This is a genomic window from Streptomyces chumphonensis (assembly GCF_014779715.1).
Taxonomy (GTDB): domain Bacteria; phylum Actinomycetota; class Actinomycetes; order Streptomycetales; family Streptomycetaceae; genus Streptomyces; species Streptomyces chumphonensis.
The window spans coordinates 788,096-808,514 of sequence record NZ_JACXYU010000001.1; the positions used below are offsets into that span (position 1 = coordinate 788,096).

At 73.6% G+C, this 20,419-nt stretch carries 17 protein-coding genes; 9 read left to right on the forward strand and 8 right to left on the reverse strand.

Translation table 11 applies throughout. From position 1 onward, the window contains the following. The first annotated feature begins 25 nt into the window (after positions 1-25). Positions 26-1,267: an RNA polymerase sigma factor gene (locus tag IF129_RS03260; protein ID WP_191207854.1), complete on the forward strand. Its 1,242-nt coding sequence runs from the start codon at positions 26-28 to the stop codon at positions 1,265-1,267. A gap of 13 nt (positions 1,268-1,280) precedes the next feature. Here the strand turns inward: IF129_RS03260 and IF129_RS03265 are convergent, their stop codons facing one another. From IF129_RS03265 to IF129_RS03275, 3 genes are all read right to left on the reverse strand, one after another. Continuing rightward, the gene (locus IF129_RS03265) at positions 1,281-2,732 is read right to left on the reverse strand and encodes an FGGY family carbohydrate kinase (RefSeq protein ID WP_191207855.1); all 1,452 of its coding nucleotides are present in this window, start codon (positions 2,730-2,732) and stop codon (positions 1,281-1,283) included. 180 nt (positions 2,733-2,912) lie between these two features. Continuing rightward, positions 2,913-3,320 carry a rodlin gene (locus IF129_RS03270; protein ID WP_191207856.1) on the reverse strand — a complete coding sequence of 136 codons (408 nt, stop codon included), beginning with the start codon at positions 3,318-3,320 and terminating at the stop codon, positions 2,913-2,915. A 213-nt stretch (positions 3,321-3,533) separates the two neighbouring features. Beyond that, on the reverse strand, positions 3,534-4,370 hold the full coding sequence (locus IF129_RS03275) for an SAM-dependent methyltransferase (RefSeq protein WP_191207857.1): 837 nt from the start codon (positions 4,368-4,370) through the stop codon (positions 3,534-3,536). A gap of 210 nt (positions 4,371-4,580) precedes the next feature. Here IF129_RS03275 and IF129_RS03280 point away from each other — a divergent pair, with 210 nt between their 5' ends. The 3 genes from IF129_RS03280 to IF129_RS03290 all read left to right on the forward strand — a co-directional run bounded on the left by IF129_RS03280 (position 4,581) and on the right by IF129_RS03290 (position 9,327). Next, positions 4,581-5,162 carry a hypothetical protein gene (locus IF129_RS03280; RefSeq protein WP_318153518.1) on the forward strand — a complete coding sequence of 194 codons (582 nt, stop codon included), beginning with the start codon at positions 4,581-4,583 and terminating at the stop codon, positions 5,160-5,162. 84 nt (positions 5,163-5,246) lie between these two features. Next, entirely contained in the window at positions 5,247-7,406 is a 2,160-nt protein-coding gene (locus IF129_RS03285) for a SpoIIE family protein phosphatase (protein ID WP_191207858.1), read from the forward strand. A 145-nt stretch (positions 7,407-7,551) separates the two neighbouring features. Further along, positions 7,552-9,327: an ATP-binding SpoIIE family protein phosphatase gene (locus tag IF129_RS03290; RefSeq protein WP_381480222.1), complete on the forward strand. Its 1,776-nt coding sequence runs from the start codon at positions 7,552-7,554 to the stop codon at positions 9,325-9,327. 39 nt (positions 9,328-9,366) lie between these two features. Here IF129_RS03290 and IF129_RS03295 read toward each other — a convergent pair whose 3' ends face one another. Both IF129_RS03295 and IF129_RS03300 read right to left on the reverse strand, forming a co-directional pair. Further along, positions 9,367-10,011 (reverse strand): TMEM175 family protein, encoded by a 645-nt coding sequence (locus IF129_RS03295; protein WP_318153519.1) that lies wholly within the window; start codon positions 10,009-10,011, stop codon positions 9,367-9,369. 299 nt (positions 10,012-10,310) lie between these two features. Continuing rightward, a complete protein-coding gene (locus IF129_RS03300; protein WP_191207860.1) occupies positions 10,311-10,544 on the reverse strand; it encodes an acyl carrier protein in 234 nt (77 codons plus the stop codon). Positions 10,545-11,358: 814 nt separating this feature from the next. On the opposite strand from IF129_RS03300, the gene IF129_RS03305 reads away from it, so the two are divergent. From IF129_RS03305 to IF129_RS03325, 5 genes are all read left to right on the forward strand, one after another. Beyond that, the gene (locus tag IF129_RS03305) at positions 11,359-12,438 is read left to right on the forward strand and encodes a hypothetical protein (protein ID WP_191207861.1); all 1,080 of its coding nucleotides are present in this window, start codon (positions 11,359-11,361) and stop codon (positions 12,436-12,438) included. Beyond that, positions 12,435-13,715, forward strand: a complete 1,281-nt coding sequence (locus IF129_RS03310) for a glycosyltransferase family 4 protein (RefSeq protein WP_191207862.1) — start codon at positions 12,435-12,437, stop codon at positions 13,713-13,715. The genes IF129_RS03305 and IF129_RS03310 overlap by 4 nt, the downstream gene beginning before the upstream one ends. A 46-nt stretch (positions 13,716-13,761) precedes the next feature. Further along, entirely contained in the window at positions 13,762-15,015 is a 1,254-nt protein-coding gene (locus IF129_RS03315; protein ID WP_191207863.1) for an 8-amino-7-oxononanoate synthase family protein, read from the forward strand. Beyond that, a complete protein-coding gene (locus IF129_RS03320; RefSeq protein ID WP_191207864.1) occupies positions 15,012-15,893 on the forward strand; it encodes an HpcH/HpaI aldolase/citrate lyase family protein in 882 nt (293 codons plus the stop codon). Before IF129_RS03315 ends, IF129_RS03320 begins: the two co-directional genes overlap by 4 nt. A 77-nt stretch (positions 15,894-15,970) precedes the next feature. Next, entirely contained in the window at positions 15,971-16,480 is a 510-nt protein-coding gene (locus IF129_RS03325; RefSeq protein ID WP_191207865.1) for a MaoC family dehydratase, read from the forward strand. A gap of 49 nt (positions 16,481-16,529) precedes the next feature. On the opposite strand, the gene IF129_RS03330 is transcribed toward IF129_RS03325, so the two are convergent. The 3 genes from IF129_RS03330 to argS are packed head-to-tail and all read right to left on the reverse strand — an operon-like array spanning position 16,530 to position 20,361. Next, entirely contained in the window at positions 16,530-17,519 is a 990-nt protein-coding gene (locus tag IF129_RS03330; RefSeq protein ID WP_381480218.1) for an ornithine cyclodeaminase family protein, read from the reverse strand. After that, positions 17,516-18,277, reverse strand: a complete 762-nt coding sequence (locus tag IF129_RS03335; protein WP_191207866.1) for an SDR family NAD(P)-dependent oxidoreductase — start codon at positions 18,275-18,277, stop codon at positions 17,516-17,518. Before IF129_RS03335 ends, IF129_RS03330 begins: the two co-directional genes overlap by 4 nt. 20 nt (positions 18,278-18,297) lie before the next feature. Beyond that, entirely contained in the window at positions 18,298-20,361 is a 2,064-nt protein-coding gene (gene argS, locus IF129_RS03340; protein ID WP_318153520.1) for an arginine--tRNA ligase domain-containing protein, read from the reverse strand. Positions 20,362-20,419: the final 58 nt, after the last annotated feature.

Genomic DNA, 20,419 nt, shown 5'->3' on the forward strand with positions numbered 1-20,419 from the left:
CTCAACCCGTTGTCGAGCGCGACGCGTGGAGCAGCCGACGCGCTCTCACCACTGGGGACGGGCGGCGGCGCCGAGCCACCGCGACCGTCCTCGTCGTGCACGCCGTTCCCGCAACTGGCAGCGATCATTCCTGGAGGTCGCCCTCGTGCAGACCCAGACCCTGACCGGTTCGCCGACGCCCGCGTCGCCCCTCGCCCCGGCCGCCCCCGGCGGCTCGCCCGCGACGCCCGCCGCGCACCCCGAGCAGGTGCCCGCTCCCGGCACCGCCCCACCGCTGGGGCTGCTGGAGCCGCTCCCGCCGGAGCCGCCCGCCCCTCGGCGCGTGCGCGCGGTGGGGGCGCGTCCCGACGCGGGCGCGGCGCCGTCGGCCGACCTGTTCCGGCAGTACCTGCGGGAGATCGGCCGCATCCCGCTGCTGAGCGCGGCCGAGGAGGTCGAGCTGGCGCGCAGGGTCGAGGCCGGGCTCTTCGCGGAGGAGAAGCTGGCGGCCTCCGCGGACCTGGAGAGCGGCCTCGCCCTCGACCTCGACCGGATCGTGGTGCGGGGCCGCCTGGCCAAGCGGCGGCTGATCGAGGCGAACCTGCGCCTGGTCGTCTCCGTCGCCAAGCGGTACGTGGGCCGGGGGCTCACGATGCTCGACCTCGTGCAGGAGGGGAACCTCGGCCTCATCCGCGCCGTCGAGAAATTCGACTACGCGCGTGGATTCAAGTTCTCCACCTACGCGACCTGGTGGATCAGGCAGGCGATGTCGCGTGCGTTGGCCGACCAGGCCCGCACGATCCGTGTGCCGGTGCACGTCGTGGAGCTGATCAACCGCGTGGTCCGCGCCCAGCGCAGCATCCTCCAGGAACGCGGCCACGAGCCGACGCCGCAGGAGGTCGCCCTGCTGCTGGACCTCACCGAGGAGCGGGTCAGCGAGGTGCTGCGGCTCGCCCAGGAACCCGTCTCCCTGCACGCGCCGGTCGGCGAGGAGGACGTCCACCTCGGGGACCTCATCGAGGACGGGGACGCCCCCTCGCCGGTGGAGTCGGCGACGTTCCTGCTGCTGCGGCAGCACCTGAACGCGGTGCTCTCCACGCTCGGCGAACGCGAACGCAAGGTGGTGCAGCTGCGGTACGGCCTGCTCGACGGACGGCCGCGCACCCTGGAGGAGATCGGCCGGCTCTTCGGCGTCACCCGGGAACGCATCCGGCAGATCGAGTCCAAGACGCTCGGCAAGCTGCGCGACCACGCCTACGCCGAACAGCTCCGCGGCTATCTGGACTGACGCCGGACCCGACTCAGGCGGGGAACGCGCCGGGGTGGGTCTCGTCCCGCACGGCGGCGTACTGCTGGCGTACGGCCTGCCCGACCGGCAGGTCGTCGCCGGGGTCGCACAGCGTCGCGGCGGGCGCCGGCCACTGCGGGGGCGTCGCCGGTGTGTGGTGCCCGTGCGCGACGCCCAGGGCCCAGGCGGCCTGCCGCGCGGCCCCGAGCGTGGTGTAGTCGGCGGCCTGCGGGACGACGACCTGGGCGCCGAACACGGCGGGCGCGAGGGCCTGCACGGCGGGCAGCTCGGCGGCCTGGCCCAGCAGGAAGATCCGGTGCACCGCCACACCTCGGCGGCGCAGCACGTCGAGCGCGTCGGCCAGCCCGCACAGCATCCCCTCGAACGCGGCCCTGGCCAGGTGCTCCGGCTTCATGGACTCCCGCCGCAGTCCGGCCAGTGTCCCCGCCGTGTGCGGCAGGTCGGGCGTCCGCTCGCCCTCCAGGTAGGGCAGCAGGACCATCCCGTACGCGCCCGGTGAGGACTGGAGCGCCAGGGCGGAGAGCCGCTCCAGGTCGCAGCCGAGGAGTTCGGCGGTGCCGCGCAGGACGCGGACGGCGTTGAGCGTCCGCACCACGGGCAGGTGCATGCCGGTGGCGTCGGCGTAGGAGGTGATGGTGCCGCTGGCATCGGCGAGCGGTTCGTGGTGGACGACCGAGACCGAGCCGGAGGCACCGAGGGAGACGACGGCGTCCCCCAGCCCGATGCCGAGGCCGAACGCGGCGGCCATGGTCTCCCCGGTGCCGGAGGAGATGAGCAGGCCCTCGGGCGTGTGCCCGGCGACGTCGGCGGGGCCGAGCACCTCGGGGAGGGCGACCTGGTGTCCGAGGGCCAACTCGGCGAGGTCCGGGCGCCAGCCGCCGGTGGCGGCGGACCAGTAGCCGGTGCCCGAGGCGTCGCCCCGGTCGGTGGTGCGGCGGGCGGGGCGGCCGAGGAGCTGCCAGGTCAGCCAGTCGTGCGGCTGGAGGACGGCGGCGGTGCGGGCGGCGGCGTCCGGCTCGTTGCGGGCGAGCCAGCGCAGCTTCGTGACGGGGTTGCCGGACTGCGGGACCAGGCCGACGGCCTGGGCCCAGGCGGCCTTGCCCCCGAGTCCGTCGACCAGATCGGCGGCGACCGTCTGGGCACGCGGATCGTTGCCGACGAGTGCGGGGCGGACGGCGTTGCCGACGCGGTCGAGGAAGACGGCGGCGTGCTGCTGCGCGGAGACGCCGATCGCCTGCACTCCCTCCAGGAGGCCGCCCCCGGCCGCCTCGCCGAGCGAGAGCAGCCACGCCTGCGGGTCGATCTCCGTACGGCGTCCGCCGCCCTCGGGCGGCGGGACGGGGTGCGGGGCGTACCCCTGCCTGATGACGGCACCGGTGTCGGTGTCGCAGACGACGATGCGGGTGTACTCGGACGAGCTGTCCAGACCGGCGGCTATCCCCATGGCCACGATGATGCCGCATGGGGGTGCGGACACGAGCGAGCCCCCGCCCGTGCGCGGTGGCACGGACGGGGGCGGGAGGGTCGAGCGGAGCGCCGGTCAGAAGGAGGTAGATCCCGGTGCCCGCGCATCCTGGGAGCCCGGGTGACCGGAGGACGTCCGGCCACCCGGTGCCACCGGGGCTCAGTCGACCGCGGCGGCGCCGTTCTCCGAGAGGAGGTTGAGGTCCGACAGGATGTGCGACAGCGGGTCGTCGCCGTCCTGGATCGTGGAGTTCTCCGTGCAGGCCTGGCTGTTGTTGCTCGACAGGACGTCCTGGACGGTGATCGGCACGAGGCCCACGAGGCTGCCCACGTTGGTCTTCCCGTCCAGCGCCGCGATGCACGGCTTGTTCAGGGAGCCGTTGACCAGGCTCATGTTCGGGCTCATGTAGCCGCCCGTGGTGGTGTTGCCGTAGACCTGCTTCGCGCCGTTGCCGCTGGCCGCTTCCTGGTTCCCGTCGCCGACCGCGAGAGCGGGGGACGCAACGACACCGGTCACACCGACGACGGAAGCCGCCACAGCAGCCGTGGCGAGCACCTTCTTGATCACGAGTTTTCCTTCCGAATCTGGAATGCCCCGCTGCCGGAGCAAACTGGACAACTCACGATCCGGCGCAGAAGTTCTGCCCCTTCACTCGAACAGCTCAATGATGCGATTCTCGGATTCTTCCTACCGCAACCAGACGTCCCTGCTCGAAACGTTTCCGCAAGCATGAACACCCGTGAGGCGCCCAAACGTGGTACGGCGGCCTGGGGACCGGTGCTACGGCTTGCGTCCCACGCCTCCGTAGGAGTCCACGGGAACGGCGGAGCCGACCTGCGACGGATTCGGCCGCCACAGCGGGCAGGAGACGATCCCGGGCTCGACGAGGTCGAACCCGGCGAAGAACCCCCCGAGCTCCTCCGGGCTGCGCAGCCGGTACTGCACCTGCCCGCCCTCGTTGTGCTCCTCCTGCGCCTTCTTGAGCGTCTCGTCGGTGTCCGTGCCGTCGCAGACCAGCAGGTAGCTGCCGGACGGGAGCGCCTCCGTCAGCTCGCGGACGATGCCGAGCGCCTCCTCGTCGTCCGTGACGTGACCGAGGATGCCGCTGAGGATGAGGGCGACCGGCCGCTCGAAGTCCAGCGTGCGACGGGCCTCGGCCAGGATCGCCGCGGGGCGGTGCAGGTCGGCGTCCAGGTACGCCGTCGCGCCCTCCGGTGTGCTGGTGAGCAGCGCACGGGCGTGCGCCAAGACCAGCGGGTCGTTGTCGACGTAGACGATGCGCGAGTCGGGCGCCACCCGCTGCGCGATCTCGTGCGTGTTGTCGACGGTGGGCAGCCCCGTGCCGACGTCGAGGAACTGCCGCACCCCGGCCTCGTCGGCCAGGTACCGGATCGCCCGGGACAGGAACGCGCGGAAGGCGCGGGCGTTGGCCGCGATGGCCGGGAACGCCGCGGCGAACTGGTCCGCCGCCACCCGGTCGGCCTCGTAGTTGTCCTTGCCGCCGAGCCAGTAGTTCCACATCCGGGCCGAGTGCGGCACGCTGCTGTCGATCAGCGCCGCCGGGTCCTCGCCGGTCGGGCCGCCTTCGGCTATGGGTCCGCCGTTCGCCACGTTCATCTCCTGTTGGCCACGTCACATGCGATCTGTGCGATCAACGTACCGCCCCGCCCGTGGGCGGGCCACAGGCCGGTCCCCGCCGACGGCCGGTCGGCGGCGTGAGCCACGTCATGCCGCCCGGTCCGCGCCGCCGGATACCGTGCCCCTGCCCGGCCGCAGCGAACGGTCCGGGGCCCGCATCCGTCCGGACGGAACCGGAGGTCCGCCGTCGTGTCCGATGACGTTCCTCCCGCGGTGCCCGGCTACTCCGCCGACCTCTCCCCGCTCATCGCCGCCACCGCCCGCTGGCTGGTCTCCGCCTACCCGGCCGTCGGCGGGGCGATGAGCACGGCCCTCGCCGAGGCGCAGGCCCGCCAGGCGGCCACCGTCGCGGCCTGGCTGCGCTACCCGACGGCGGTGGACGCGGCGCTGGCGGCCCTGACCGGGGCCGGGGGCTCCGGTCGGCTGGACCGGCTGCTGGGCGCGGCGGGTGGCGATCGGGACGGTCCCGGCGGATTCGGCGATCCCGAGCGGGCATGGCGGACCTGGGTGGACGAGGTGGTCGCCAGCTGGGCGGCCTGCCTGCTGTCCTGCCCCGAGCTCGCCCGCAGCGCCGTGGCGGCGCTGTCCCCGGGCAACGGGACCGGCGGCGGGTCCGGCGGATTCGGCGAGTTCCGGCGGCTGACGGCCCCCGACGTCCACGACCGGCGGGCGGCACCCCTGCTGCGCCACCCCGATCTCGTGGCCGGGGTGGCCGACCTGCACCGCGCCGACCTGATCGCCCGCCTGCGGGACGATTCCGTCGCGGGCTGAACGTCCCCCCGCGCACCGTGCGGAACGCCGCGATGTGCCGGATCATGGCAAGCGCAGGCCGAGGAACGGCGGCGAGGACGTGAGATGGCCACAGGGCACGGCAGCGGCAGGTTCGCGGACGCCCTCGTCCGGCTGCTGGCCTGTGCCGAGCCGGACGATCTGCTGGCCGAGGCGGCGACCGCGCTCGCGCCCCGGGAGCGGGACGCGGTCGGCGTCCTGTACCGGCTGGACGCGGACGGATCGCTGCGGCTGACCGCCTCCTTCGGACTGCCGGTCGCCGATCTCGACGCCTACCGCGTCGTCCCCGTGGACTCCTGGCTGCCGTGTGCCCGCGCGGTGCGGGAGAGCCGGCCGGTCTGGACGACCGCCGGTGAGTACGGGGGGCCCGGCCTCCGCCCGGAGGGTCCCGGGAGCGCGCCGGTGCCCTCCCACGCGGAGTTCGTCGCCGTCCCGCTCCTCGTGGACGGCACCTGCCTGGGGGCGGTCAGCCTGCGGGTGCCCCGGGGCAGCGCGCTGGACTCCACGGTCGAACAGCGGCTGATGGCGCTGGCCACGGCCTGCGCCCACCGCTGGGAGCGGATCCTGGCCGGGGGCAATGTCGCCGCCGGCGACGAGGGGCTGCCGCCGAGGGCCCTGGCGGCCGGGCAGCGGCGGGTGACGATGCTGGAGATGGCACTGTCCAACGCCAGTATCGGCACCTTCGACTGGGACTTCCCCTCCGGCCGCATCGTCTGGGACGAGCGGTCCTGCCGGCTCTTCGGCATCAACCCCGCGGACTTCGACGGCCGCATCGAGACGTTCGAGCGGTCCGTCCATCCCGAGGACCGGGCGGTGGTGGCGGAAGCGGTCGCCAAGAGCCACCGGACGGGCAAGTACGACGTCAGCTACCGCGTCGTGCACCCCGACGGCACCGTCCGCTGGATCACGGCCGAGAGCCGCGTCGTCTACAACCGCGAGGGGAACCCGCAGCGCATGATCGGCATCGTCCAGGACCGGACGGCCGAGCACGACCGGGAAGCGGCCCGCAAGGCCCGCAGCGACTTCATCCTCGCCCTCACCCGCTCCCTGGCCGCCGCCCTGTCCACCGAGGACGTCGTCTCCGCCGTGGCCGCCGCGGCGCTGCGGGAGCTGGGCGGCACCCGGCTGGCCGTCTTCCTGCGGGAGGAGGACGGCGTCCTGCGGCTGGCGGGCTCCCGGGGCTACGCCCCCGAGCAGGTGCCGAAACTGCGGCGGCTGGGCGAGGTCAGCACCGACCACCCGCTCCTGCGGTCCGTCTGGGCGGGCACGCCCCTGTTCATCGAGAGCGCGCGCGAGTACCGCGAGCTCTTCCCCGACGAGCGGCTGGCCTCTCCCAGTGGCGGGGACGCCCAGGCGTGGGCGGTCCTGCCGCTGATGTCCGCCCGCACCCTCGTGGGCAGCTGCGTCATCACCTACGCGCGGTCCCGGAGCTTCTCCCCCGACGACCGGACCGTCTACACGGCCGCGGCGGGCATCATCGCGCAGGCCCTCACCCGGGCCTCCCTCTACGACTCGGGCCGGGGCCACCTCACGGAGCTGCAGCAGCTCATGCTGCCGCGCGACCTGCCCGAGCTGCCGGGGCTGGAGGTCGCCGTCCGCTACCGGCCGGGGTCGGAGGGCCTGGACGTCGGCGGGGACTGGTACGACGTCCTGCGGCTGCCCGGCGGCCGGGCCGCGCTGATCATCGGGGACGTCCAGGGGCACAGCGCGCGGGCGGCGGCGGTCATGGGGCAGATGCGCACCGCCATGCGCGCCCGAGCCGCCGAGTACCACTCGGCCCAGGGGCTCATGGCGTGGGCCAACCGCACGCTCTGCGACCTGGACACCGACCTCTTCGCGACGTGCGTCATCACGGAGGTGGACCCGGCCAGGCGGCGGCTGCGCATCGTACGCGCCGGCCACCCCTACCCCATGCTGCTGTGCGCCGACGGAACGGTGCGGGACATCGAGGTGCCGGGCGGCACTCCGCTCGGCACGTTCGCCGACGAGCCCTACCCCTCGTGGGAGACGGAGCTGGAGCCGGGCGGCACGCTGCTGCTGTACACCGACGGGCTGGTGGAGGCGCCGGGCTCCGACTACACCGGAGGGGTCACGCGGATCGCCGACCAGCTGGCGCGCGACCGGCACCTGCCACTGGACGTCCTCGCCGACCGCCTCGTGGCGCCGGCCGCCTCCCGCTCCCTGCACGACGACATCGCGGTCCTGCTCCTGCGTCCCGACGGCTGACCCGCCGGGAGGGCACCGGGCGGGCGCGGTGCGGGGGCGACCTCGGAAAATCCGCTCCGCCCGGAGGCCGATTCCGCCGTCTCGGGGCAGAATGGGGAAGCGCCAGGGGGTGCCCGCGGCACAGGTCGGTCCAGGAGGTGGTGCGGTGGTCCTCGAGCGCAGGCCCACGGCCCGCCGGACGCTCGCCGGTCGGGGCCGCGGGGCCTCGGCGGCGCTCCGCAGGACGCGTGAGGCGCTGGGCACCATGCTGGCCCCCCGCGACCGGCTGACCTGGCTGAACGAGGCGAGCAGCCGGATCGGCACGACCCTGGACCTGGAACAGACCTGTCAGGAACTCGCCGACTACGCGGTGCCCGAACTGGCCGACGGAGCGGCCGTCGACGTGCTCGACAGCATCCTGCGCGGCGAGCAACCCGTGACACCGCCGGCCGGGCGGCTGCCCGTGACGCGCGCGGTGGCCGTCTCGGAACTGCCCGAGCTCGACCTGGAGCCCGACCCGGTCGGCGACCTCTCCACCCGCCGTTCCGGCAGCCTGGTCAACCCCTGCCTGCTGGAGCAGCGGCCGGTGCTCGTCAGCCGGATCGAGCCGCACGAGTACGAGATGATCGCCCCCACCCGGAACGCGGCCCTGGCCATGCAACGGGCGGGTGTGCACAGCTACATGGCGGTGCCCTTGGTGGCCCGGGGCGTGTTCCTCGGCATCGCGGACTACGTGCGCGCCGGCACCCGGCCCGGCTTCACCCGCACGGACGTGTCGCTGGCGATGGAGCTGGCCACGAAGGCCGCCGTCTACGTCGACAACGCCCGGATGTACGGACGGGAGCGGCAGGCCGTCGTCTCCCTCCAGCGGAGCCTGCTGCCGCGCGCGACCCCCGAGACACCGGGCCTGGCCGTCGACACCTGCTACGCGCCCGCCAACGAACCGCAGGGCGTGGGGGGCGACTGGTTCGACGTCGTCGGACTGCCGGGAGGCCGGACGGCGCTGGTGGTCGGGGACGTCATGAGCCACGGCATGGCGGCGGCCGCCACGATGGGCCGGCTCCGGGCCGTCGCCCGCACCCTGATGAACCTGGACATCGCCCCCGAACGCGTCCTGGGCCGCCTCGACCTGGCCGCCCGCGACCTGGAGGAGGACCAGGTCGCGACCTGCCTGGTCGCCGTCCACGACCCCGTCGACCGGACGTACACACTGGCCGCCGCCGGACAGGTCCCGCCGCTCGTCGTGGACGGCCGGGGCAACGCCCGCTACCTGGAGATGCCCGTCGGCGCTCCGCTCGGCTCCGGAGTCATCCCCTACGACGCGGTCGAGCTGTCCGCCGAGGAGGGCGACCGGCTCGTGCTCTACACCGACGGGCTGATCAAGACCCGTGAGGACGACCTGGACCACTGCCTCGACCTGCTGCGCAAACGGGCGGGCGAGCTGCTGGCCGGCCGGATGCTGGGCGCCGAGGAACTGGTCCACGCCGCACCGACGGGCGTGCACCGCTTCGACGAGGCGGTGACCGTCGTCTCCGCGTCCTGCCCGGGCGGTGACGTCCTGCTCCGGCAGTGGGACCTGCCGGGCGACGGCGCGGCGGCGGGGCGGGCCCGCAGACTCGTGCGCGAACAGCTCGGCCGGTGGCGGCTGGAGGAGATGTCGGACGTGACCGAGCTGGTCGTCAGCGAACTGGTGGGCAACGCGCTGCGGTACGGGGGCGGGCCGGGCAGGCTCCGCCTGCTGCGGCACAGCCGCCTCGTGGTGGAGGTCTCCGACACCGGCCCCGACCTGCCGCAGATCCAGCACGTGTCGCTGAACGACGAGGGCGGGCGCGGCCTTCAGCTGGTCAACCTCCTGTGCCGCCGCTGGGGTTCGTGCCGCACCCCGCTGGGCAAGGTCGTCTGGGCCGAGCAGGACATCCCGCTCCCGGCGGAGTCGGACTGAGCACACCCGACGGTCGGCCCCGGCGGTCAGCGACGGTGGTCAGCGACGGCGCGCGCGCCGGGCGGCGGCCTTCTGGCGCAGGCCGATCACCGGTTTGAGGGGGAGGAAGAGCAGCCACGACAGCAGCGCGGCGGTCGGTGAGACGAACGCCAGCGGGACGGCCAGCCCGAACAGCACGACGGCGACGGCCACGTCGGCGTCGTCGAGCCGCTGGAGCCGCAGGGCCGCCGGGGTCGCCGCCCGCCCCGGGCCGCGGTGCGAGAGCAGCAGCAGCGCGAGATGGACCGCGTTGACGGCCGCGACCACGGCCGCGTACAGCGCGACGGCCGACGACTCCTCGGAGTAGTCGGCCAGGACGGCGGTGGGGAAGGGCACCAGCGCGACGAGGGCCAGGCCCAGCAGGGTCAGCCAGACGACGCGCACGTCGATCTCCGGGATGGCCGCCAGGATGCGGCGGTGGTCCCACCACAGCTGGGCGATGACCCAGAAGCTCAGCGCGTAGGCCCCGATGCCGGGAAGTGCCTCGCGCAGCGCGGCGTGGAACGCTTGCGGCCCGAGGTCCGGCGGGACGGAGAGATCGAGGACGAGGATGGTGAGCGCGATGGCGAAGACGCCGTCCGACAGCGCCACCAGGCGCTCGTCCGCCGCCCTGCCCGGTTCACGCACCTCCGGAGGACGCTGCACGCGAGCACCCTAGAGGCCACCGCCGGGGCGGGAGGAGGCCACACGCCGGGGCGGGAGGGGAAAGGGCGGCGCCGCAGGGGGCGCGGGCCCACACAGAACAGTCCCCGGTAGTCCTGGTCGGCACCCTCCGCCCCAGTCGTCGCTGAGGCTCCGGTGCCCTGGGACTGCCGAGGGCCTGGCCAGTACCTGACGAGAGTCTCTGTCGAGGACGTCTCCTGCGACGGTGGGGCTCTCCGGCTCCCTGGTGTACCGTCCATTTTGAACCTTTCGCACCATGTGCGTCAAGGCTTCGCCGCCTGCTAGGCGGCCTGTGCGGCACGCTCCTCGACGAGCCGGGCCAGCTCCCCCACGGTGGCGGCCTCCAGCAGTTCGTCGTCGCTGACGTCCAGCCCCAGCCGCTTGCCGAGCGCCATCGACAGCTCCACCATCGCCAGGGAGTCCAGGCCCGCCTCCTCCCGCGTGGCCTCCGGCCGCACGTCGTCCTCCGCCACGTGGAGATCGGTGATGAGAATGGTCTTGAGCTGCTCGTACACGATGTCTCCTTGAAGGGAAGGGCCACAGCCCAGGAGCGACGCGGCCTCCCGGCACCATGGCACGACGATCGCCCCCGCAAACGGAAAGCGCCGGGGCCGTCCCGACGCACCGGGCGCGCGACCGGACCCGTCGAGCCGTGGCCGGTCGAACACGGTCTCGACGCCCCCGTTCTACCACGCCCGGCCGGCTCGCGCCGTTCCATATCGGCCGTACACCGCCGGAGTTGCCCGCCCGACCCCGGCAAGTCCACACCGACCGCCGCTCCGTGACGGCATGTCGAACGCGGCCCCCCGGCAGTGCGGCGTGCGGGCCCACACGCGTCCGACGTCGCACGGAAGCACCGACCCGGCGACCGTGTGGCCGCTCCCGAGGCAACCACCGGGCGAACGCGCCGCGTTGCACCACGGCGCGGGAAGGCGACGAGCGGCACCGGCGGTGCGCGGCACGCCCCGCTCTGGCCCCCGCTCCCCCAGGGAGATAACGTGACCCCTCGTGACGGGGACAGCGCCGCGGCCGACCGGCCGGATCGGGATCTCAGTGCGATCGAGACCCACCATCGCCCATGCCGCCGCGCGCTCCGGCGTGACAGGCGGTTCGCCATGGCACACACCACCGACACCATCCGTCGACGTCCCGTGCACCGGAACGGCGGGGGTGCGCGGCGCGCGCACCCGCAAGCCCGTCTGACGCACCCGCCCGTCGCCGCACCCGCCCGTCGCCGCGCGGCTTCGGCGCGGCGTCCGGCGACACCGCTCGGTGCCCGTGCCCGTGCCGGGCGCGCCACCGTCTCCACCACCACGCCCGAGGGGGAACATGTCCGCGCAGGGGAACAAGAGGTTCACCGCCGAGGAACTCGAACACGCCAGGACCGACAACGAGCGGGAACGGGCGCTCCACGACCTCACCCAGGTACTCCCCGCGCCCGAGCTCGAAGAGGTCCTGCGCGCCCTGGGCGGACCGGAGACCCGGCTGGCCGGGCTGCCGCCGCTGAGCGCCGCCGTGCGCTTCGTGGACGCCGGACTGGAGCACCTGCGGGCCGGGCGGTTGTCGGCGGCGGACGTCCACGCGGCCGCCGCCACCGTGGCGGCCGGACGCGGCGCAGCGGACGTCCCCCCTCCGCAACCGCTGTTCGAGCGGGCGATCTTCGTCTTCGGCCTGCGGCGCGGAGCCAACCACGCCATATCCGAGTGGCTGCGCGGCCACTTCGACGAGGCGGAGGTCTGCTACCTCAACAGCGCCGAGATCTCCCTGTTCGAGACCGAGGGCGACACGCTGACCGTCGACCGCGACACCTACCGTCGGATGCCCGTGGACCCCGGGAAGCGCGTCCTGATCGTCGGGTACGAGAACCTCGACCCGGCCCACTTCCCCCTCCGGCACAACGCCCGGGTGGCGCGGCGCTCCGACGTGGTCGTGGTCCTGCGCGACTTCCCCAACACCGCCGCGTCCATCGCCCGGCAGGCCGACGACGACCCCGCCTTCGCCTACCGCTACCGCATCCGCGACCTGCTGGACCTGTGGAAGCGCTACGCCGACTACTTCGCGCGGCGGGCCTTCGGTCACACCTACATCGCCTTCAACTCCTGGTTCAGCGACCCGGACGAGCGGCGGGCCATCTCGCGGCGGCTCGGCCTGGACCACACCGACGAGGGGCTCAACCGGGTCAGCCCCTACGGCGAGGGCAGCTCGTTCGACGGGCTGCACCACGACGGCAGGGCCCAGGACATGGCCGTCCTGGGCAGGTGGGAGAGCATGCTGGACGACCGTCTCTTCCAGTTCCTGCTGCTCGCCGACGAGGAGGCGCTGGAGGCCGACGCGCACCTGTTCGGCGGGTTCCCGCACACCCGCGCGGAGCTGCTCCGCCGCTGGCGCGCCGGGGGCGGGTCCCGGTGAGGGTCCTCCACGTCATCAAGGAGGTGACCGACGGCGGAGCCAGCATGGGGCTGCTCCGGATGTGCGCCGACGGCCCCGGGGACGCGCGGCCCACCGTGGTCTCGCTCCTACCGCCCCGGCCCGCGCACCGCGCGGTCTTCGAGCGCGCGGGGGTCACGGTGCTGGCGGGGAAGGAGGCCGCCCGCGCCGCCGTGGCGGAGACGGACCTCGTGCAGGTGGAGTGGTGGAACAACCCCCACGTGAACGACTTCCTGGTCAACGCCGACCTGCCGCCGACCCGCGTCCTCCTGCACTCCCGGGGCCACTTCGACGCTCCGTGGATGTGTCCGAGCGACCGGCTGCTGGCACGCGTCGACGGCTGCACGGTGACCACGCCGAGCGCGGCTGCCAACCCGCGCTTCGAGAGCAACCGCCGTAGTGCCGGGCTGCCGCCCGCCCGGTGTGTCTTCTCCTCGGCGGGACCGGTGGCCACGGCCGGCCCCGGACCGGCACCGGTCCGGCACCCGGCCGGGCGCGAGGAGCGGCGGATCACCGTCGGCTACCTCGGCACGGTCGAACCGATCAAGATGCACGCCGCGATGATGGAGATCGCCGCAGGGGTGGTCGAGGCGGCCCCCGAGGTCGACTTCGTGTTCGCCGGAGACGGCGCCCTGTCCGAGTACCGGGCGGAGGCGCGGCGGCTGGGCATCGGCGACCGCGTGCGGTTCCTGGGGTTCCAGGACGATCCGGCCGCCTTCCTCGCGGGGCTCGACGTCTTCTGCTACCCCCTCAACCCCTACACGTACGCCACCAGCGAGAAGGCGCTCCAGGAGGCGATGCTCGCCGGGCTGCCCTGTGTGGCTCTCCCGGTGGGCGGCATCCGCGACCTGCTCACCGCGGAGAGCGCCCTGCTCGTCGAGACGCCCGCGCAGTGCGTCGACGCGTGCCTGTCGCTGGTGCGCTCCCCCGCCCTGCGCGAGCGCCTGGGGCGCGCGGCGCGGGAGAGGATCGAGCGTCTCACCGAACGCCGTGCGTGGCGCGGCCGGTTGACCGAGGCCCGCGCCGAGGTGCTGGCCCGGCCGGCCCGGGCGAGGTCAGCCCTCGGGGTGGACCGGGTGGCGCTGTTCGACCACTGCACCGACCGGCGCGGCTGGGAGACGGACCGGATGGACGAGGCGCAGCGGGCGGACTTCGCCCGGGTGGCCGCCTTCGTCGAGGACGACTACGCGGCCTGGCTGGAGTCCGGCCCACCGCGTCCCGACATGCCCGCGGTGCGGGCGGAGAGGATCTCATCGTGACTGACACGGCTGCCGGAGCGTCCGGCCTCCCGTCCGGAGGCGTCCGATGAACGCCGGGAGGACGATCGAACCGACGCACCGCTACCGCAACAACGACAAGTCGGTCGGCATCGGCAACGCGTTCTGGGACCTCTCGGAGGAGAACGGCCTCGCCGGCATCGTCGCCGAGCTCGACGACGGCGTCCTGCGCACCGGGGAGGGGCACACGTTCGTCAACTTCAGCTGCTGCTCCTACCTGGACCTGGACTCGCATCCCCGGGTGATCGAGGGGGCCGTCGAGGCACTGCGCCGGTACGGCGTGCTGGACCACTGCATTCCCCGCAGCCGGGTCCAGATACCGGCCCTGCTGGAGCTGGAGCACTCGCTGGGCGAGCTGTTCTCGGCGGACGTCGTCTCGGCCATCTCGGCCAGCGCGGCCAGCGCGGGCCTGCTCCCGCTGATCGCCTCGGGCCACGTGGGCGACGGCGAGCGGCCATTGATGATCTTCGACAAGAACTGTCACGTCTCGATGGCGCAGACCAAGCCGGTCTGCGCCGACGAGACGGAGGTCGTCACCTGCCGCCACCACGACCTGGACTTCATCGAGGCGCGCTGCAAGGAGTACTCCCGCGTCTGGTACGTCTGCGACGGCAGCGACAGTCTGGGCGGCTACGCCCCGGTCGCCGAACTCGCCGCGCTGCAGGACCGGTACGGCCTCCAGGTCTACTACGACGACTCCCACTCCCTGTCGGCGTTCGGGCCGCGCGGTGTGGGCTACGTCCGGTCGGTCGCCCCCGCCGCGAACGACCGCACCGTCGTGGTCGCCACCCTGAACAAGGCCTTCGGGACCAGCGGGGCCGCGGTGCTCCTCGACGGCCACCCGAAGCGGACGTTGCGCGTCATCGAGCGCTTCGCCGGCGCGATGAGCTACTCGCAGCCGCTCAACACCGCGGCCGTCGGCGCGGGGCTGGCGTCCGCCGAGATCCACCGGAGCGAGGAACTACCCGCGTTGCAGAAGCGGTTGCAGGAGAAGATCGCGCTCTTCGACGCCCACGTGGAGACCGCGCAGTCCGGTTCGACGTTCCCCATCCGGCTCGTTCCGATGGACGACGAGGTGGTCGTGGAGGCCGGCAAGCGCGTCTTCGAAGCCGGGTTCTACGTGTCGCCGGTGTTCTTCCCGATCGTCGCGCGCGGGACGGCGGGGCTGCGGGTGATGATGCGCGCCGGGCAGACCGACGAGCAGATCCGCGACCTGTGCTCCGTCCTGGTGGAGGTGGGGGCCCGGCCGGCCCCGGCGACGCGGACGGAGCCGGGCGCGTGAGGAGCACGACGCGCGCGATCCCGCGCAGTTTCCTGTACACACCGGCCCTGTCCCTGGAGCGGGTCCTGACGGCCCGCTCCTACGACGCCGACGTGCACCTGATCGACCTGGAGGACTCCGTCCCGGCCCCGGCCAAGGAGGAGGCGCGGGCGATCTGCCGCGCGGCCCTGGACCGGGCGGGCGACGCCCGGAACCTCGCCGTCCGCATCAACCCGGTGGGCACGGTCGACCACGTGCGGGACGTCGCGCTCCTGACGGACGGCACCGTACGGCCCGGCTACGTCTTCATGACCATGGTGCGGTTCCCCTCGGAGCCGCTGCTCCTGCGCGAGTGCCTCGCCTCGGCCGGGTGGAGCCCGGAGATCTTCGTGACGGTGGAGACCGTCGAGGCCGTCCACGACCTCGACGCGGTGGCCGGAGCGAGCGACGGGCTCATCCTCGGCTCGGCGGACCTGGCGGCCACCCTCGGCATCGACATCAACCCCACCGGGCTGCTGGCCACCCGGCAGGCGATGGCCCTGGCCTGCGCCCGGCACCGCACCACGTGCGTCGACACGGGCAACTTCCAGCTGGCCGACCCCTCGGCCCTGCACGAGGAGATCGCCCAGGCCCGCGCGCTCGGCTTCCACGGCAAGGGCACCGTGCACCCGAAGGAACTCGACGCCATCAACGCCGCCTTCCGGCCGAGCCCGCAGGAGATGGCGGAGGCCCGCACGGTCGTGGACGCGGTCCGCGCGGCGGGGGACGGCGTCACGCTGGTGGACGGGCGGATGGTCGGACCGCCGTTCGTGCGCCGGGCCCGCGAGACGCTGGGCCGGGGGGAGGCGTGGCAGGCCCGCTTCGGCACGGCCCGCCCCGGCCTCCCGGCCACGCCGTGACGGGCGGCCGGTCCCCGGCGGACGCCGGGCCGGCCCGTTCCTCCCTCCCCACCCCTGTGACGCACGAAGGAGTCCCCATGGCGCTGCGGCGCACCGGTGAGAACGAGTACACCGAGGAACACGGCGGTGACTACGAGGACTTCGAGCCCGGCATGGTCATCAGGCACTGGCCCGGCCGGACGCTCTCCGAGGCCGACAACACCTGGCTCACCCTGCTGCTCATGAACCAGCACCCGCTGCACTTCGACGAGAACTACGCGGCGGGGACCGGGTACGGCAGGGTCCTGGTGAACAGCTCGATCACCCTCGCCCTGGTCGGCGGGATGACCGTGCAGGCGCTGTCGGCCCGCGCCGTGGCCAACCTCGGCTGGGACCGGGTGCGGCTCGCCGAGCCCGTCTTCGTCGGGGACACCCTCTACGCGACCAGCCGCATCCTGAGCAAGCGCTGGTCCCGCTCGCGTCCCGGCCAGGGCATCGTGACGGTGGAGACCACCGGGACGAAGGCCACCGGGGAGACCGTCATCGTCTTCGAGCGCTCTTTCCTGGCCCGCTCGCGCGAGGCCCGGCCCGACGGGGACGCGGGCTGAGGTGTGGGGCCCCGTGGACGGCGTGCGCGTCGGCCACGGGGCCCGCGCGTCAGTTCTCGGCCGTGACGACGTCGTGGACGGCGGCAGCGGCGGCGGTGTCCTCGATCGACAGTCCCACGCCGCGGAACAGCGTCGTCCGACCGGCGGGCGGGGCGGCGTCACCGTCGAGGAGCGCGCCGAGTTCGTGCAGCGCGTCGGCGCGGATCAGCCCGGCGGCGAGCGCGGCCCGCACCTCCCCCGCCTCCTCCAGCGCGTCGGCCCGCTGCTCGACCGCGACGAACGCCGAGGCCAGCAGCTCCGGGGCGACCTCGACGGCGTCCTCGTGGGTGCCGCCGACCACGTTGACGTGGGCGCCGTCCGCCACCCACCCGGCCTCCACGACGGGCGTCGCGTCGTCCGTGGAGGTGGCGGTGCAGACGATCTGCGCGTCGCGAACCGCCGAGCGCGCGTCGTCGCACACCGTGACCCGCGTGCGCGGGCCGAAGCGCTCGCGCACCCACGCGGCCAGTGCCTCCGTGCGCGGCCGGGTCCGGGAGTGGAGCCGCACGGTGTGCACCGGGCGGACGGCCGCCATGCTGCGCAGCAGGGCCCGCGCCTGCACCCCGGCCCCGACGACCGCGAGGTCACCGGCGTCCGGCGGTGCGCAGAGCTCGGTGGCCAGCCCGGCGACGGCGCCCGTCCGCAGGGCGGTGAGCGCCGCGCCGTCCAGCAGGGCCGCCACCCGGCCCGTCCGCAGGTCGACGAGGGCGACGATGCCGTGGATCAGCGGCAGACCGCGGTCGGGGTTGCCGGGGGTGAGCGTGGTGATCTTCAGCCCCGCCACGCCCTGCCGCTCCCACGCCGCCGGGCTCACCAGCAGCTGGTTGCGGGGTTCCCCGCCCGTCTGCAGCAGGGTCCGGTCCGCGCTGTGGGCCCGGCCCCCGCGCAGGTCGCGAAAGGCCCGGCCCAGCGCGTCGACGACCGGGCGCAGCAGGTCGTCCCGGTCCAGCACGGACGGGTCGATCATCCGCGGGGCCCACGCCGCCGTCGCCCCGGTCACAGGGCGACCTCGCCGCCGTCGACGGCGATGTCGCCACCCGTCATCCACGCCGACTCGGCGGAGGCCAGGAACACCGCCGCGCCCGCCAGGTCCTCGGGACGGCCCGGGCGGCCCAGGGGGATGTCCTTGCCGCGCTCGCGCCACAGGTCCGGATCGTCGCGCCACTGAACGGCGTTGGACTTCGTGGCGGTCAGGCCCGGGGAGACCGTGTTGACACGGATGCCGAACGGCGCCAGCTCGTAGGCGGCACTCCGCGTCAGCATCGACAGCCCGGCCTTGCTGCACTGGTAGTGCGCCATGGCGCTGACGGCGCTCGACGCGCTGAGGGAGCTGATGTTGACGACGCTGCCCGGGGCCCCGGCGGCGCGCAACCGGGCCGCGAAGGCCTGGGTGGCGAAGAACGGGAACCGGAGGTTGACCTCCATGACCCGGTCGTACTCCTCCGGCGTCAGGTCCAGGAAGCCGGTGCGGGTCGCCGTGGCGGCGTTGTTCACCAGGACGTCCGGCAGCCCGACCGCCGCGGCCGCCGCGTCCATCAGCCGGTCGACGGCGCCGGTCGCGGCGGCGTCGAGCAGCGTGAAGTCCGCCGCGACGCCGTACCCGCGCAGCTCGGCGCGGGTCGAGCGGGCGGCGGGCTCGTCGTTCAGCGCGGTGAAGAAGACGTCGCACCCCTCGCGGGCGAACGCCGTGGCGATGGCGCGGCCTATGCCGTTCGCACCGCCGGTGACGATCGCCCGCCGCCCGTCCAGTCGGCCCACGGCCCGCCCCCCGTTCCCCATCAGATCTTCGGGGGGCACTCGACGTGGCACATCGCGAGCCCGTTGACGAGGACCGTCTGCACGGACTTCGTGATGAGCAGGCGGAACTCGTTCGCCTCACCGCCCTGCAGCACGGGGGCGCTGGCGTAGTACGAGTTGTAGATCCCGGCGATGTCGAGCAGGTGCCGGACGACGACGGCCGGGTCGTCCTCCTCGGCGGCCCGGGCCACCTTCTCCGGGAACTCCAGGAGGCGGAGGATCAGCAGCGCCTCCTGGTCGCTGACGTCGAACGCGCCGATGGCGGCGGCCTCCGGCAGCGGCCGGTCGTACTTGCGCAGGATCGCCCGGGCGCGGCAGGCGGAGTAGACGACGTAGGCGCCGCCCGCCTTCTCGAAGCCCGCGATGGTGGAGTTCAGGTCGTCCTTGGCGATGCTGACGGACGCCTTCATGTCCTTCTTGAGGTCGTTGAAGACGACCGAGCCGACGGCGAGCTGGCGGGCGGCCTCGTCGATCTCCTCCTCCGTCATCCCGCCGCTCTCGGCGGTCTTGGCGCGGAAGTGCTCGACGGACCCGGCCAGCAGCTCGTTGACGCCGGCGACGCTGTCCCGGCTGGAGAGCTTCTTGCCGGAGGCGGCGTCCACGTAGAAGCCGAACCACGTGTGCGTGAGGTTCAGCTCACCCGGCTCGGCCAGGCCCATGACCTCGGCGGCCTCGAACAGCCGCGAGAAGTGGACGCGCTGCTCCTGGCCCACCACGTAGTTGATGTCGGTCGGCGCGAACAGTTCGCGCCGCAGCTTGATGGCCCCGACGTCCCGGGTGGCGTAGATGCTCCGGCCGTCGGAGCGGCGGACGACGAGGCGCTCGCCCTTCTTGAGCGGCACGACGATCGCGCCGAGGTCCTTCCGCAGGGAGGTGACGGCCTTGTCCCGCGCCTCGGGCGTCATCTCGTCCTTCTCGACCAGGCCCGTGAGCTCGGCGGCCTCGCGGTCCACCATCTCCTGGGTCAGCTCGTAGGCCCGGCCGCCGCGGATGGCCTCGTCGACGGCGGCGTTCCCGGCGTCCAGGTAGAAGCTCTCACCGATGGTGAAGTCGATGTCGATGTCGAGGGCGGCGTAGAACTCCCGGAAGTCGGCCAGGCTCCACCGGACCATGCGCAGCCAGAGCCCGACCTCCTCCGGGTCGCCCTCCTCCAGGCGCTGGAAGCGGGCGTCGGAGGCGGCGACGAACTCCTCGTACGTGCGCCGCAGCGCGTGCGCCTCGGTCACGCCGGGGAAGTAGGTCTCGATGACCTTCCGGTCGCTCTCGGCCGCGTGGTCGAGGTCGGTGCCCGCCGCGACGGTACGCTCCAGCCCGCGCCGGATGGCGTAGATGGACAGCAGCCGCTCGTTGTCGCCGAGGTCCGGGGGGAAGTGGGGCTCGAAGCGGCGGTAGCCCTCCAGCATGAAGCCGAAGCCGCCGAAGTCGTTGATGTGGTTGACCCGGTAGACCAGGGCGCCGCAGGCCTCGTAGAGGTTGCTCAGCACGTGGCCGATCATCGTCGACCGCAGGTGACCGGCGTGCAGCACCTTCGCCACGTTGGGCGAGGAGTAGTCGACGATGTGCGTGCGGTCGGCCCGGCGGTCGTTGTGCCCGAAGCGGCCGTCCAGGGCGACGACGGAGGCCACCCCGGCCAGGTACCAGGCGTCGGTCAGCCGGACGTTGACGTAGATGCCCTTGCGGCTGACCTCGGCGACGGCGTCGCCGAGCGACGGCGACGACAGCGCCTCGACGATCCACGGCACGTGGGAGGCGATGTACTCCTTCGCCCCGCCCTCCTTGAGGAGCCCCGTCAACCGCACCGCCAGGTCGGCGCCGAAGCGGGTGCGGTCGAGGATGTCGACCTCCCAGTCCAGCGTGTCGCGGCCGGACCGCTCCCGCAGTGCCTGCTCGATGCGCGCCTTGACGTGGGCCAGCGGATAGTCCCCGGCGGCCGGCGGCGTCGAGGCGCGTCGGCGCTCGCGCACGGCGTCGCGCAGGGCCTCCACCTCGTGCCGACGGGCTTCGTTCTGCTTGGCCAACTCGTTCATGGGAATCGCTTCACGCACCGTAGCAATAGTCGTTTTCGGGTGGGTGTGTCCGGTCCGTCCGGACCGTCACGAAACG

Coding starts and splice junctions, on each gene's coding strand:
- IF129_RS03325 (WP_191207865.1), top strand. CDS start 15,971: ATGGCGCTGCGGCGCACCGGTGAGAACGAGTACACCGAGGAACACGGC.
- IF129_RS03285 (WP_191207858.1), top strand. CDS start 5,247: ATGGCCACAGGGCACGGCAGCGGCAGGTTCGCGGACGCCCTCGTCCGG.
- IF129_RS03315 (WP_191207863.1), top strand. CDS start 13,762: ATGAACGCCGGGAGGACGATCGAACCGACGCACCGCTACCGCAACAAC.
- IF129_RS03275 (WP_191207857.1), bottom strand. CDS start 4,370: ATGAACGTGGCGAACGGCGGACCCATAGCCGAAGGCGGCCCGACCGGC.
- IF129_RS03265 (WP_191207855.1), bottom strand. CDS start 2,732: ATGGGGATAGCCGCCGGTCTGGACAGCTCGTCCGAGTACACCCGCATC.
- IF129_RS03305 (WP_191207861.1), top strand. CDS start 11,359: ATGTCCGCGCAGGGGAACAAGAGGTTCACCGCCGAGGAACTCGAACAC.